We start from the raw sequence: 13,921 nt of genomic DNA, 5'->3' as shown, positions 1-13,921 counted from the left end.
GGAATTGCATGACTTAAGGGAATAAGGCGACCGGAAAAAAAGGTCGCCCCAGACAGAAGAAAATGCGCCCTACTCGACCTGACGAACTTCCACGCGCAGCTCTTTCGGTACTTCAAACACAATGTTCTCTTCGCGACCAATCAGCTCGATGGCATCGACGCCACCCAGTGAGTTCAGCCGTTCGATCACCTGTTGCACCAGGATATCCGGTGCCGAAGCACCTGCGGTGACGCCAACACATCCCACACCTCTGACCCACTCTTCCTGAATATCATCAGCGGAGTCGATCAGACGTGCCAGCTTGCCGGCACGCTGTGCAAGCTCTGCCAGACGGTTTGAGTTCGAAGAGTTTTTCGAACCGACCACCAGCACTACATCAGCGTCACGGGCCAGCGTACGCACCGCTTCCTGCCGGTTAGTGGTGGCGTAACAGATGTCGTCTTTACGCGGACCAACAATTTTGGGGAAACGGGCACGCAGCGCATCGATCACTTCATAGGTGTCATCGACGGACAGCGTGGTTTGCGTCATAAAGCACAGATTGTCTTCATCTTTAACCTGAAGTTTCCACACATCTGCTGGCGCTTCCACCAGATACATCCCCCCTTTCGGGTTGTTGTACTGGCCCATTGTCCCTTCCACTTCCGGGTGGCCCGCATGACCAATCAGGATCGCTTCCGTTCCTTTTCGACTGGCACGCGCCACTTCCATATGCACCTTGGTGACCAGCGGACAGGTGGCATCAAACAGCATGGTCAGCTCGCGCGCTTTGGCTTCAGCACGAACGGCCTGAGACACGCCATGTGCAGAGAAGATCAGGATAGAACCATCCGGCACTTCAGCAATCTCTTCAATAAAGATCGCCCCGCGCTCGCGCAGGCTGTTGACCACATAACGGTTATGCACCACTTCATGCCGCACGTAGATAGGTGCGCCATACATCTCCAGCGCACGCTCCACAATGCTGATAGCGCGATCAACGCCTGCGCAGAAACCGCGCGGGTTAGCCAACAGGATCTGCATTGCTCGTCTCCCGTACCGGATCAATCTCCAGAACTTCTACGTCAAAGTGAATGGTCTGCCCGGCCAGTGGGTGATTGAAATCAACGGTGATCGAATCACCAGAGATTTCACGGATCACACCAGGCATCTCGTTACCATCCATGCCGCTGAACAGCATGATGGCACCAATTTCCGGTTCTCCTGCCTGCACAAAGTCACGGCGCGAAAAATACTGGATCAGGTCCGGGCTGATACCGCCGAACGCATCGTCTGCGTCCAGCGAAAAAGCACACGCTTCACCCGTTTTTAGTCCGAGAAGATGACTTTCCAGCCCTTCTGACAGGCTACCATCGCCGAGGCAAAACAACGCCGGTTTACCGTGACTGCGCGTGGATTCCGCTGTGGAACCATCCGCCAGTTTTAAGGTGAAATGCACCAGCACTTCGCTGTCACGCTGTACAGAATCGGTCATGCCTTACCCTTTATTCTTAGCCTGTTTGCCGTTCGGGCTCAGGAACCCTTCCAGCACGATCAGCGCGGCACCAATACAGATACCGCAGTCGGCAATATTAAACGTGGCAAAGTGCCAGTCACCGACATAGAAATCGATGAAGTCCACCACAAAGCCATGATATGACCGGTCAAACAGGTTGCCCACTGCGCCACCCACAATCAGCGCATAGGCGATGTTATTCAGTTTATTGCTCGCGCTGGTGCGGTACATCATCACCAGCAGCACCACGACAATGGCAATGGCAATACCGGCAAAGAACCAGCGCTGCCAGCCACCTTTATCGGCGAGGAAGCTGAACGCCGCGCCGTAGTTGTGAGCATAAAAGAAGTTAAAGTACGGCATCACTGGCATCGATTCGTGCAGCATCAGATTATTCATAATCCACTGCTTGCTGCCGAAATCAATGACAATCACCACCAGCACCAGCCACAGCCAGCGCAATCCGGTTGAGAGAACAGGTCTGCTCATCATGCAAACTTACGCTGTTCGCCGCTGCCCGCGACGTTAGAGACACAACGACCGCAGACATCAGCGTGTTCGGCGTTCTGGCCGATATCGCTAGTGTAATGCCAGCAGCGTGGGCATTTCTCACCTTCTGCTTTCTGCAGAGCAATTTTCAGACCTTTCACCACATCACTCTGCTGCGCATCGTCGGTTGCCTGTGCATAGTCAGCGACCTTAGCCCCTGAGGTCAGCAGCACAAAGCGCAGTTCCTCACCCAGGCTGGTCAGCTTGGTTGCCAGGTCAGCATCAGCGTACAGCGTTACGCTGGCTTCCAGAGAACCACCGATACGCTTATCAGCACGCGCCTGCTCGATCACCTTATTGACTTCACCGCGTACTTTCAGCAGTTCAGCCCAGTAGCTGTCATTCATTGGCTGGTTGTCTTCCAGGCTGAACAACCCGTCGAACCACTCCTCGGTAAACACGTACTGGCTGCGTTTGCCCGGCAGATAGCCCCAGATTTCATCGGCGGTAAAGGACATGATTGGTGCCATCCAACGCACCAGCGCTTCCACGATGTACCACAGCGCGGTCTGGCAGCTACGACGCGCCAGGCCATCTGACTTCGCGGTGTACTGACGATCTTTGATGATATCCAGATAGAATGAACCCATCTCAACCGAGCAGAACTGCATCAGACGCTGTACCACTTCATGGAAATCGTAGGCTTCGTAAGAAGCGACGATATCATTCTGTGCGGCCAGTGCGCGGCCCACAGCCCAACGGTCAACGATGACCATCTCTTCCGGTTTCACCAGATCGGTTTCCGGGTTGAAACCGGCGAGGTTCGCCAGCAGGAAACGCGCGGTGTTACGGATGCGACGATAGCTGTCGGCAGAACGCTTAAGGATTTCGTCAGAGACAGCAATTTCACCGGAGTAATCGGTCGATGCCACCCACAGACGCAGGATATCGGCACCCAACTTGTTCATCACGTCCTGTGGGCTGACGGTGTTGCCCAAGGATTTGGACATCTTGCGGCCCTGACCATCAACGGTGAAGCCGTGCGTCAGTACCTGGCGGTATGGCGCTTTGCCTTTCATCGCAGTGGAGATCATCAGCGAGGACATAAACCAGCCACGGTGCTGATCCGAACCTTCCAGATATAAATCAGGTTCGTTACCGCCAAACTCAGGGCGCGCATCAACCACCGAGTAACTGGTCGATCCTGAATCGAACCATACGTCCAGGGTATCCGGCACTTTAACGTAGTTGTCAGCATCAGCACCCATCAGATCGTGGGCATCGAGATCCCACCATGCCTGGATACCGTCCTGCTCAACCCGCTTCGCTACCTTCTCCATCAGTTCCAGAGAATCCGGGTGCAGCTGCTCAGTGTCTTTGTGGACGAACAGCGCCATCGGCACGCCCCAGGTACGCTGACGGGAGATACACCAGTCAGGGCGGTTAGCCACCATCGACTCAATACGCGCCTGGCCCCAGTCCGGGATCCACTGCACGCCTTTGATCTCTTTTAGCGACTGCGCACGAAGGCCTTTCTGATCCATGCTGATAAACCACTGCGGAGTTGCACGGAAGATGATCGGCGTTTTGTGACGCCAGCAGTGTGGGTAGCTGTGATGCAGTTTCTCAACATGCAGCAGAGCGCCCTTCTCGCGCAGCAACTCAACGATCATATCGTTGGCTTTAAATACGTTAACGCCGTCCAGCGTCGGGTATGTGCCTGGCAGGAAGCTGCCGTCCGGGCCGACCGGGTTAGCGACTTCAATACCGTACTTCTGGCCAATCACATAGTCGTCCGGGCCGTGGCCAGGCGCAGTGTGAACGGCACCGGTACCGGCTTCCAGCGTCACGTGCTCACCCAGCACCACCGGAGAGGTGTGGCTGAGGAAAGGATGCTGGAAGCCCATCAGTTCGAGGTCAGCGCCTTTCGCTTCACCCAGCACGGTCCATGCAGCCATGCCAACACGCTTCATCACACTCTCGACCATGTCTTTAGCGAGGATCAGGGCACGGCCCTCAATCTGCACTAGCTGGTAGTCAAATTCAGGATGCAGAGAGATGGCGCGGTTAGCCGGCATCGTCCACGGCGTGGTAGTCCAGATCACCAGGGCAATCGGGCCATCAACGTGGCCTGCGCCAAATTTCGCCTGCACCGCGTCTTTATCGACGGCATTGAACATCACATCGATAGACGGGGAGGTTTTGTCGTAATACTCCACTTCCGCTTCAGCCAGCGCAGAGCGGCAGTCCAGGCACCAGTGCACCGGCTTTGCGCCCTTGTGCAGGTGACCGTTGCCGATGATCTTACCCAGGGCACGGATGATGTTGGCTTCGGTTTGGAAGTTCATCGTCAGATACGGACGATCCCAGTCACCCAGCACTCCGAGGCGGATAAAGTCGGCTTTCTGCCCTTCCACCTGCTCGGCGGCATATTTACGGCAGGCAGCACGGAATTCGGATGCGCTGACTTTCTCGCCCGGCTTACCGATCATCTGCTCAACTTTATGCTCGATAGGCAGACCGTGACAGTCCCAGCCTGGAACGTACGGCGAATCATAGCCCGCCATGCCTTTCGACTTAACGATAATGTCTTTCAGAATCTTGTTAACGGAGTGACCAATATGAATGCTGCCGTTCGCGTAGGGAGGGCCATCATGCAGAATAAAGGTTTTTTTCCCTTTCTTGGCTTCGCGAATGATGCCGTACAGCTTGTCATCATACCAACGTTGCAGCATGCCCGGTTCGCGTTTGGCCAGATCGCCACGCATCGGGAACCCCGTTTCCGGCAAATTCAGGGTAGATTTATAGTCACTCATCAGATTCTCGGTTCCGTATGTCGGTTCTATGTAAACTTAAACCGATGTCTTCAGCCCAAAAAAAGTTCGGGCAGTCACCACATCGTTTGCAATTTGTTCTTTCAGTGCGTCGAGCGAGGCAAAGCGCTGCTCGTTACGTATTTTATCACGCAGTACCACTTCAATATGGCGCCCGTAAAGGTCGATAGAGACATCCAGCAGATGTACTTCCAGCTGCTGACGCAGCCCTGCAACGGTAGGTCGGGTGCCGATATTTGCCACACCGGCTAACGGATGTGAACCCAGCCCCAAAACCTCCACGGCATACACCCCTTTGACCGGGGAGACGGTGCGCCGCAGCGGCAGGTTAGCCGTAGGGAAACCAATGGTGCGGCCCAGCGCATCGCCATGCACTACACGGCCAGAAATGCTGAAAGGACGCCCCAGCAGGGCATTGGCCATCGACAGGTTATCTTCTGCCAGCGCCTGGCGAATCGCCGTGCTGCTGATGCGTTTTCCGTCATCGCAGAATGTCTGGGTACTGATGACATCAAAGCCATACTCGACACCTGCATTCTGTAATAACAGGAAATCGCCCTGGCGACCAGCGCCAAAGCGGAAATCATCCCCAACAGCCAGGAACTCAACGCCCAGCTTATCAACCAGAAGATCGGCGACAAAACTCTGTGCCGTCCTGGCCGCAAAACGGCGATCAAAACGCACGCACAGCACGGCATCGACGCCGGCCTGTTCGAGGTAACGCACTTTCTCCCGCAGGCGTGTCAGCCGCGCAGGGGCTTTTTCCGCCGCAAACAGTTCCAGCGGCTGAGGTTCAAACAGCATGACCATCACTGGCAAATTGCGCTGACGCCCTTCTTTGCACAGTTGCGCTAGCAGCGCCTGATGACCGCGATGTACGCCATCGAAATTCCCGATAGTCAGTACGCAGCCGCGATGCTGCTCTCTAAGGTTATGTATGCCGCGGATAAACTTCATGGCTGGCTCAAATTTGTGGAAATCGGCGGATTATACCTTGTACAGCCGTGAAGGTTAACCCACGAATTCGGGCTTTCATGCTTTCTTCTCCCCATTTCGCTCTGTAGGGTGCTGATCCAGCGTGGTATGATATTTTTCTTGTGAATAAGCTGTATTCGCCTGGATGAAGCTGGTAGAATCTTGCGCCATCGAAACGTAATCAAGTGCCACTGTTTGACCGGCGCTTATTTGCACAAATCCATTGACAACCGAAGGCGAAAAGGGCATATTCCTCGGCCTTTGAATTGTCCTCATAGAACTATTTGGGAGTTGGACCTTGGCTAATATCAAATCAGCTAAGAAACGCGCCGTAACATCTGAGAACCGTCGCAAGCACAACGCTAGCCGTCGCTCAATGTTGCGTACTTTCATCAAGAAAGTTTACGCGGCTATCGCTACTGGCGATAAAGCAGCTGCGCAGAATGCATTTAATGACATGCAACCAATTGTGGACCGTCAGGCAGCTAAAGGCCTGATCCACAAAAACAAAGCTGCACGTCATAAAGCAAATCTGGCTGCACAGATCAGCAAACTGGCTTAATGTCAGCGTGTTAATCGAGCTTTGATAAAGAAACCGCTCCGGCGGTTTTTTTATGTCTTTTTTTTGAGGGTACACCCCGCAAGCAGGTGCGACCTGAAAAAGGCCGCCCCTACCTTTCCATCAATCACTACGTCATTAATGCGATGATTGTGCAGGCAATTTAACCCGCAGAAGACTATATCCCACCACAGCAGACAGTACAGATCCGGTGAGAATCCCCAGCTTGGCCAGCGTGACCATCTCCTCATGCGCGGCGTCAAATGCCAGTGAAGCGATAAAGATAGACATGGTAAAGCCGATGCCACACAGCACACCCACAGCGGCAATATCCACCATCTTGGTGTTTTCCGGCAACACGGCAATCTTCAGCTTCACCGACAGCCAGCAAATCAGCGTGATCCCCAACGGTTTACCCACCAGCAGACCCAGAATAATCCCCAGCGGTACCATCGAGAACAATCCTTCAACTGAGACACCCGTCAGGGAAACACCGGCATTGGCAAAGGCAAACAGCGGCAGGATAAGCCAGCTCACCCAGGGGTGCAGACCATGCGCCAGTTCAATCGACGGCGAGTGTCCATCCTGTTTTTTCAGCGGAATAAACAGACCGACAATCACCCCCGCCAACGTGGCATGCACGCCCGACTTCAGCACTGCCACCCACAGCACCATTCCGACCAGCAGATAGACTGAGGTTTTACGCACACCACACAGGTTCAACAGGGCCAGAGCAACGATAGACGCTGCAGCAACCCCCAGTGAGACCAATGACAGATCGCTGGTGTAGAAGAAAGCGATAATGACAATGGCACCCAAATCATCGATGACGGCCAATGCCATCAGGAACATTTTCAACGCCGGTGGCACGCGGCTACCCAGTAGCGCCAGAATACCCAGCGCAAAAGCAATATCGGTGGCAGCAGGTATCGCCCAGCCGTGGATCGCCAGCGCGTCATTATGATTCAGAGCCGCATAGATCAGTCCCGGGGCCAACATACCGCCTAAGGCGGCAATCAACGGGAACATCGCGCGCTCCCGGCCCTTCAGCGACCCCATCATCAGTTCGCGTTTCACTTCCAGGCCAATCATCAGGAAAAACAGTGCCATTAATGCATCATTGATCCATAACAGCAGATCTTTATTGATATCCAGGGCACCGAAACGGAACTGCACCGGCATTGCCAGAACGGCCTGATAAGCCTGCTGAGTACTGGCATTATTGGCGAGGAACATAGCGACGGCAGCGGCGATAATCAGCACCACACCGCCCGTGGCATCGTTTTTTAAGAGTTTTTTGAAAAAGAGGTTCATGACAGACTCCGCTGTTAATCTCAGTGAATAAGCTTCAGATGACCGATAGCATACGTGTTTAAACCGCTGGAAAAAAACAGTTTATGCCCTCCCGACACCTCGATATTGAAGAATTATTGAGATGAAATGAAAAATAAGGAGCAGGAAAATGCGAATATCAGGCAGGCTAAGGACGTAAAAAAAGCCGCACGAAGCGGCTTTCTTGGCACATTGATAACAACTTACAGTGCGCAGTAAACGCGTGCTTCACGTGGGGTATAAATACCGAAAGTCACTACAGCCAGCAGGCCGTTGACGAAAGTCTGCTGAACTTCAACGCGATCGACTTTATCCTCACCGCCACAAATTGCCGCAGCATCCAGCGTTTTTTTCTGACCGATACCCGACACGAAGAAGTGGTGAGTGGTCACCTGCTTAGGCGCAGCAACCTGATTATGTTTCAGTTGGAAAGTTTGTTGAGCACAACCAGAAAGCAGAACAGCGAAGGCGGCAATTGCCAGAATCTTTTTCATGAACCCAATTCCATTAGATAAATTGAAGCGACATCTAATAACAATCAGATACTCAATGCAATATTAAGAAACAACATTGATACTTTCAAAGAGATTCCACCAAAAATTTTCCTGAAAGAGAGATAAAAGAGCTGAAAAGTGGAAAAATACAGGGGATTTATTGATGTTTCGGCTCCCTGAATGACCAGGGAGCCGTTGCGATTAACGGGTCAGATCGTCAAAGAACTTCTTCACGCCATCGAAGAAGCTTTTAGAACGCGGGCTGTTCTTCTCACCGGATGGGCCGCCGAAGCTCTCTTCCAGTTCGCGTAACAGCGATTTCTGCTTCTCACTCAGGCTGACTGGCGTTTCCACCACCACGCGGCATAACAGGTCACCCTGCGCACCACCACGTACTGATTTCACACCCTTACCGCGCATACGGAACAGTTTGCCCGTCTGCGTTTCCGCAGGTACTTTCAACTTCACGCGGCCGTCCAGCGTCGGTACTTCAATCTCTCCACCCAGCGCAGCCATCACAAAGTTGATCGGGACTTCGCAGTACAGATTGTTCTCTTCACGCTCAAAGATATTGTGCTTACGCACCTGAACCTGAACATACAAATCGCCTGATGGCGCGCCGTGCTCACCCGCCTCCCCTTCGCCGGTCAGACGAATGCGGTCACCGGTATCCACACCCGCCGTAATTTTCACCGACAGGGTTTTCGAACGCTCAACCCGGCCATGACCGCGGCAGGCGTTACACGGATCTTTAATCACCGAGCCACGACCATGACAGGTCGGACAAGCTTGCTGTACGGTGAAGAATCCCTGACGCATCTGTACCTGGCCAGCACCGTGACAGGTTGAACAGGTTTGCGGTTTGGTACCGACTTTCGCGCCACTACCGTGGCAAACATCACACTCTTCCAGCGTTGGAATGCGGATCTCTTTGGTCACGCCGCGTACCGCTTCTTCCAGCGACAGCTCCATGTTGTAGCGTAAATCTGCGCCGCGTGCAGCACGCTGTTGACGGCGGCCTCCGCCAAAGATATCGCCGAATACGTCGCCAAAGATATCACTGAAGTCAGCACCGCCACCGCCGCCGAAGCCGCCATGACCGCCACCGCCCATACCGCCCTGTTCAAAGGCTGCATGGCCGTACTGATCGTAAGCCGCACGTTTCTGCGCATCGGTCAGAATTTCGTAGGCTTCTTTGACCTCTTTAAATTGTTCTTCGGCACCTTCACCCTGGTTACGATCGGGGTGAAACTTCATTGCCAGGCGTTTATAAGCCTTTTTGATTTCACGCTCTTCCGCTGATTTGGAAACGCCTAAAACCTCGTAATAGTCTCTCTTCGCCATTGTTATTGATCCTGCCCTTAACATGCATGCACGGGCGTAGGATTTCTCCGACGCCCGTGCTGGTAATCAATGGCGCATGACGCGCCACCTTGCCCGCTCAAGGGCGATTATTTTTTGTTGTCTTTCACTTCTTCAAATTCAGCGTCGACAACATCATCGTCTTTCTTCGCACCATCGGTCGCATCTGCTGCGCCGCCAGCGGCCTGCTGCTGTTGAGCGAACTCCATCAGCTTGCTGGACACTTCCATCAGAGCCTGGATCTTGGCTTCGATATCCGCTTTATCTTCGCCTTTCAGCGCCGCGTTCAGTTCGGTCAATGCGGCTTCGATAGGCGCTTTGTCATCCGCTGGCAGTTTGTCGCCCGCTTCGTCCAGCTGCTTACGTGTGCTGTGTGACAGCTGATCGCCCTGGTTGCGTACCTGAACCAGTTCTTCGAACTTACGGTCAGATTCAGCATTTGCTTCCGCATCACGCACCATTTTTTCGATCTCTTCGTCGTTCAGACCGGAAGAGGCCTTGATGGTGATTTTCTGCTCTTTACCGCTGTTCTTGTCTTTCGCTGACACATGCAGGATACCATCGGCATCGATGTCGAAAGTCACTTCGATCTGAGGCATACCACGTGGTGCGCTCTGGATACCGTCCAGGTTGAACTGACCCAGAGATTTGTTATCCGCTGCACGTTTACGCTCACCCTGCACAACATGGATGGTCACGGCAGACTGGTTGTCTTCAGCTGTTGAGAACACCTGGCTGTGCTTGGTTGGGATAGTGGTGTTCTTAGTGATCAGCGACGTCATCACACCGCCCATGGTTTCGATACCCAGCGACAGCGGGGTAACGTCCAGCAGCAGAACGTCTTTTACTTCACCCGCCAATACGCCACCCTGAACCGCTGCACCAACAGCAACAGCTTCGTCCGGGTTCACGTCTTTACGTGGCTCTTTACCGAAGAACTCGGTCACTTTCGCCTGAACCATTGGCATACGTGTCTGGCCACCAACGAGGATCACATCGTTGATCTCAGAGACGGACAGACCTGCATCTTGCAGAGCAACTTTCAACGGCTCGATAGAACGAGCAACCAGATCTTCTACCAGTGATTCCAGCTTCGCACGGGTCACTTTGATGTTCAGGTGTTTAGGACCTGTCGCATCAGCAGTGATGTACGGCAGGTTTACGTCAGTTTGCTGGGCAGAAGACAGCTCGATCTTCGCTTTTTCTGCCGCTTCTTTCAGACGCTGCATCGCCAGTGGATCGTTGTGCAGATCGATGCCCTGATCTTTCTTAAACTCAGCCACCAGGTAGTTGATCATACGGCTGTCGAAGTCTTCACCACCCAGGTGGGTATCACCGTTGGTTGCCAGAACTTCGAAGGTTTTTTCGCCATCAACTTCATCGATTTCGATGATAGAGATATCGAAAGTACCACCACCCAGGTCATATACCGCGATAGTGCGGTTACCCTGACCTTTATCCAGACCGTAGGCCAGAGCCGCTGCGGTTGGTTCGTTGATGATACGTTTTACTTCCAGACCAGCGATACGACCGGCATCTTTAGTTGCCTGACGCTGTGCATCGTTGAAGTATGCCGGTACAGTGATAACCGCTTCAGTCACTGGTTCACCCAGATAGTCTTCAGCCGTTTTCTTCATTTTTTTCAGCACTTCTGCTGAGATCTGTGGCGGAGCCACGCGCTGGCCTTTCACGTCCAGCCATGCATCACCGTTTTCAGAACCCACGATTTTGAATGGCATGATTTTCAGGTCACGCTGCACTTCTTCATCCTGGAAGCGACGGCCAATCAGGCGCTTAATCGCAAACAGAGTATTCTGCGGGTTAGTCACGGCCTGACGTTTAGCAGGCTGACCTACCAGCGTTTCACCATCCTGGGTGTAAGCAATAATCGAAGGTGTTGTACGATCGCCTTCTGCATTCTCCAGTACACGCGCTTTGCCGCCATCCATGATAGCTACACAAGAGTTCGTTGTGCCCAGGTCAATACCAATAATCTTACCCATTTAAACATCTCCCACTTAAATTCAATTCAAATCAGCTTATGAACCATTAATGCGGGCATTTTTTACAGTTTCAACTGCTCGCCCTACGCTTTTTTTTCCAGGTCCGTAGCTTCGGATGCCAACTAAGATGGGGCCGGGCAACGCGGCATCAAGGGGGAGAGAGAAAAAAATTTTCACTTTGCCCTAAAAAGACAACGGGCCAGCCTGAGCTGACCCGTAAAACGCTATGATTGCGCGTTATTGTGCGCTGATCTGCTTTAATAGCGCCTGTTGCCCGGCTTCACCTCGCAGCCAGCAGCCGACCAGAACGCCTATCCCCGCCAGTGCCAGCACATAGTAAGCAGGTGACATTGGTGACAGCTTCAGCATCAGCGTCAGCGCCATCGGCGTCAGTCCGCCGAAAAAGGCGTAGGCGAAATTATAAGAAAAGGAGATACCGGTAAAACGCACTTTTGCCGGGAACGCACTCACCATCACGAACGGCACCACGCCCACCACACCGACACACAACCCGGCGACCGCATAGGCAATAAAGAGATATTCCGGCGACTGCGCAGCCACATGGAAAAACGCCCAACTGGAAGCGGCCATTAACAGGCTTCCCACTATCAGGGTAGTGGCAGCACCGATACGGTCCACCAAGGCCCCGGCAATAATACAGCCAAAAATCAGCATCACCGTTGCCAGGCTGTTCGCCTGAAGCGTCAACGCGGCGGGCAGGCCATGTAACTTTTGCAGTAATGCGGGTGCCATCAGCAAGACCACGACAATACAGGCCGACAATAGCCAGGTCAGCAGCATCGACACCACCACGCCATGGCTATGACGGAATAACACCGTGATCAACGGCAGCTCGGCTGAAAGCGTTTTACGCTGCTTCATCTGGAGAAAGACCGGCGTTTCATGCAGCCAGCGGCGCAGGTACATCGCCAGCAGGCCAAAGCCGCCGCCCAGCAGGAAGGGAATACGCCAGCCGGTTTCAGCGACGGCCTGCGCACTCATGGTGGTGGTAATCAATGTTGCCACCAGCGACCCCAACAGAATACCGAAGGTCAGGCCGGCGGTCAGCGTTCCGCAGGCAAAACCAATCCGTTTCTCCGGCACGTGTTCGGCGACAAACACCCAGGCACCCGGTACTTCACCGCCAATGGCAGCCCCCTGCAACACACGCAGCAGTAGCAGGAGTATCGGCGCAGCAATACCGATGGAGGCGTAGGTGGGCAGCAACCCCATCGCCAGCGTGGGCAATGCCATCATCAAGATGCTCAGGCTGAACATTTTCTTGCGTCCCTGGCTATCCCCGAAGTGCGCCATAATCAGGCCGCCCAGCGGGCGGGCAAGATAACCGGCAGCAAAAATCGCATAGGCCTGAAACTGACGCAACCAGTCAGGGAGACCTAAAGGGAAAAACAGGTCGCCGATCACGCTGGCGAAAAAAATGAAGATAATAAAGTCGTAAAATTCGAGTGCGCCACCCAGCGCAGCCAGAGTTAACGTCTTGTAGTCGTGCCGGTTGAGGTGACGCGCATGATCATGGGACATAATTATTCACGAAAATCCAGAGTCAGAAGAAAGCCGTATAGTTAACGTTTGTAAAGCTGAGATGACTATACCGTCAATTTTCTGCCACAGCAGTGGACGCTGGATCTTATGCCTGAAAAAACGATTTTTTAGTTGTTTGTTTCGCGCCGTGCGCTTTTAGGACGAAATGCTGCTACGACCTTCGGATCAGTCTCCATGTAGGGCCCCTCCAGCAGCTGAATACAGTACGGGACACTGGCAAAGATGCCATGTACCTGCGTATTACCCTCGCTGTCTTTCAGACCTTCCAGCGTCTCCTGAATCGACTTAGGTTGTCCCGGCAGGTTGATCACCAGCGACTGTTTACGGATTACTGCCGTCTGGCGTGAAAGGATCGCGGTGGGTACAAAGTTAAGGCTAATCTGTCGCATCTGTTCACCAAACCCCGGCATTTCCCGGTCAGCAATCGCCAGCGTCGCATCCGGTGTGACATCGCGCCGGGCCGGGCCGGTTCCCCCGGTGGTAAGCACCAAATGGCAGAACAACTCATCGACCAGTTCACAGATCGCCTGCTCAATCATCGGCTGCTCATCAGGCACCAGACGTTTTTCAATTTCAAATGGCGTAGTTAACGCCTCAGACAGCCACGCCTCAAGGGCCGGTAATCCCTGATCCTGATAGATGCCATTTGCGGCGCGATCCGAAACGGAAATCAAACCTATGCGTAATGTATTCATTATGTTCTCGCCATTCATACCCGGCAACATCAGTACGGCCGGTGGGGGTAAGCGTGTTTTCACAAGAATACACTGAATTCAGGAATATTGGCAAAGAGGCAAACAGACATTTTGCTAATG

General features: G+C 53.4%; 12 protein-coding genes. 1 reads left to right on the top strand and 11 read right to left on the bottom strand.

What is annotated here, in order from left to right:
• Positions 1 to 69: 69 nt before the first annotated feature.
• Genes ispH through ribF form a run of 5 tightly spaced genes read right to left on the bottom strand, consistent with a single transcriptional unit; the run spans position 70 to position 5,775 of the window.
• The gene (ispH, locus tag WH277_RS25285) at positions 70 to 1,023 is read right to left on the bottom strand and encodes a 4-hydroxy-3-methylbut-2-enyl diphosphate reductase (RefSeq protein ID WP_133842347.1); all 954 of its coding nucleotides are present in this window, start codon (positions 1,021 to 1,023) and stop codon (positions 70 to 72) included.
• Positions 1,004 to 1,474 (bottom strand): FKBP-type peptidyl-prolyl cis-trans isomerase, encoded by a 471-nt coding sequence (gene fkpB / locus WH277_RS25280; RefSeq protein ID WP_159336875.1) that lies wholly within the window; start codon positions 1,472 to 1,474, stop codon positions 1,004 to 1,006. The genes ispH and fkpB overlap by 20 nt, the downstream gene beginning before the upstream one ends.
• Positions 1,475 to 1,477: 3 nt before the next feature.
• The gene (gene lspA / locus WH277_RS25275) at positions 1,478 to 1,984 is read right to left on the bottom strand and encodes a signal peptidase II (protein ID WP_171149331.1); all 507 of its coding nucleotides are present in this window, start codon (positions 1,982 to 1,984) and stop codon (positions 1,478 to 1,480) included.
• On the bottom strand, positions 1,984 to 4,800 hold the full coding sequence (ileS, locus tag WH277_RS25270; protein WP_167863353.1) for an isoleucine--tRNA ligase: 2,817 nt from the start codon (positions 4,798 to 4,800) through the stop codon (positions 1,984 to 1,986). The genes lspA and ileS overlap by 1 nt, the downstream gene beginning before the upstream one ends.
• A 36-nt stretch (positions 4,801 to 4,836) precedes the next feature.
• The gene (ribF, locus tag WH277_RS25265) at positions 4,837 to 5,775 is read right to left on the bottom strand and encodes a bifunctional riboflavin kinase/FAD synthetase (protein WP_133842351.1); all 939 of its coding nucleotides are present in this window, start codon (positions 5,773 to 5,775) and stop codon (positions 4,837 to 4,839) included.
• 316 nt (positions 5,776 to 6,091) lie between these two features.
• Here ribF and rpsT point away from each other — a divergent pair, with 316 nt between their 5' ends.
• Positions 6,092 to 6,355, top strand: a complete 264-nt coding sequence (rpsT, locus tag WH277_RS25260) for a 30S ribosomal protein S20 (protein ID WP_133842352.1) — start codon at positions 6,092 to 6,094, stop codon at positions 6,353 to 6,355.
• Between the two features lie 135 nt (positions 6,356 to 6,490).
• Here the strand turns inward: rpsT and nhaA are convergent, their stop codons facing one another.
• The 6 genes from nhaA to mog form a co-directional block, all read right to left on the bottom strand.
• Positions 6,491 to 7,666: a Na+/H+ antiporter NhaA gene (gene nhaA, locus WH277_RS25255; protein ID WP_159336873.1), complete on the bottom strand. Its 1,176-nt coding sequence runs from the start codon at positions 7,664 to 7,666 to the stop codon at positions 6,491 to 6,493.
• Between the two features lie 221 nt (positions 7,667 to 7,887).
• A complete protein-coding gene (locus tag WH277_RS25250; RefSeq protein WP_133842354.1) occupies positions 7,888 to 8,178 on the bottom strand; it encodes a Bor family protein in 291 nt (96 codons plus the stop codon).
• A gap of 201 nt (positions 8,179 to 8,379) precedes the next feature.
• A complete protein-coding gene (gene dnaJ, locus WH277_RS25245) occupies positions 8,380 to 9,522 on the bottom strand; it encodes a molecular chaperone DnaJ (protein WP_339507313.1) in 1,143 nt (380 codons plus the stop codon).
• A gap of 107 nt (positions 9,523 to 9,629) precedes the next feature.
• Complete coding sequence (gene dnaK / locus WH277_RS25240; RefSeq protein WP_133842356.1) at positions 9,630 to 11,543, bottom strand: molecular chaperone DnaK; 1,914 nt, start codon at positions 11,541 to 11,543, stop codon at positions 9,630 to 9,632.
• A 237-nt stretch (positions 11,544 to 11,780) separates the two neighbouring features.
• Entirely contained in the window at positions 11,781 to 13,085 is a 1,305-nt protein-coding gene (locus tag WH277_RS25235; RefSeq protein ID WP_133842357.1) for an MFS transporter, read from the bottom strand.
• Positions 13,086 to 13,213: 128 nt separating this feature from the next.
• On the bottom strand, positions 13,214 to 13,801 hold the full coding sequence (gene mog / locus WH277_RS25230) for a molybdopterin adenylyltransferase (protein WP_133842723.1): 588 nt from the start codon (positions 13,799 to 13,801) through the stop codon (positions 13,214 to 13,216).
• Between the last annotated feature and the right edge of the window lie 120 nt (positions 13,802 to 13,921).

The sequence above is a fragment of the Erwinia sp. MYb416 genome (assembly GCF_037479575.1).
GTDB classification, from domain to species: domain Bacteria; phylum Pseudomonadota; class Gammaproteobacteria; order Enterobacterales; family Enterobacteriaceae; genus Erwinia; species Erwinia rhapontici.
The sequence above is the reverse complement of the archived record's forward strand: the minus strand, read 5'-3'. Positions and strand labels throughout refer to the sequence as shown.

Bases quoted from the DNA above. Each gene is read 5' to 3' on its own strand.
- ispH (WP_133842347.1), bottom strand. From the start codon at position 1,023: ATGCAGATCCTGTTGGCTAACCCGCGCGGTTTCTGCGCAGGCGTTGAT.
- fkpB (WP_159336875.1), bottom strand. From the start codon at position 1,474: ATGACCGATTCTGTACAGCGTGACAGCGAAGTGCTGGTGCATTTCACC.
- lspA (WP_171149331.1), bottom strand. From the start codon at position 1,984: ATGAGCAGACCTGTTCTCTCAACCGGATTGCGCTGGCTGTGGCTGGTG.
- ileS (WP_167863353.1), bottom strand. From the start codon at position 4,800: ATGAGTGACTATAAATCTACCCTGAATTTGCCGGAAACGGGGTTCCCG.
- ribF (WP_133842351.1), bottom strand. From the start codon at position 5,775: ATGAAGTTTATCCGCGGCATACATAACCTTAGAGAGCAGCATCGCGGC.
- nhaA (WP_159336873.1), bottom strand. From the start codon at position 7,666: ATGAACCTCTTTTTCAAAAAACTCTTAAAAAACGATGCCACGGGCGGT.
- WH277_RS25250 (WP_133842354.1), bottom strand. From the start codon at position 8,178: ATGAAAAAGATTCTGGCAATTGCCGCCTTCGCTGTTCTGCTTTCTGGT.
- dnaJ (WP_339507313.1), bottom strand. From the start codon at position 9,522: ATGGCGAAGAGAGACTATTACGAGGTTTTAGGCGTTTCCAAATCAGCG.
- dnaK (WP_133842356.1), bottom strand. From the start codon at position 11,543: ATGGGTAAGATTATTGGTATTGACCTGGGCACAACGAACTCTTGTGTA.
- WH277_RS25235 (WP_133842357.1), bottom strand. From the start codon at position 13,085: ATGTCCCATGATCATGCGCGTCACCTCAACCGGCACGACTACAAGACG.
- mog (WP_133842723.1), bottom strand. From the start codon at position 13,801: ATGAATACATTACGCATAGGTTTGATTTCCGTTTCGGATCGCGCCGCA.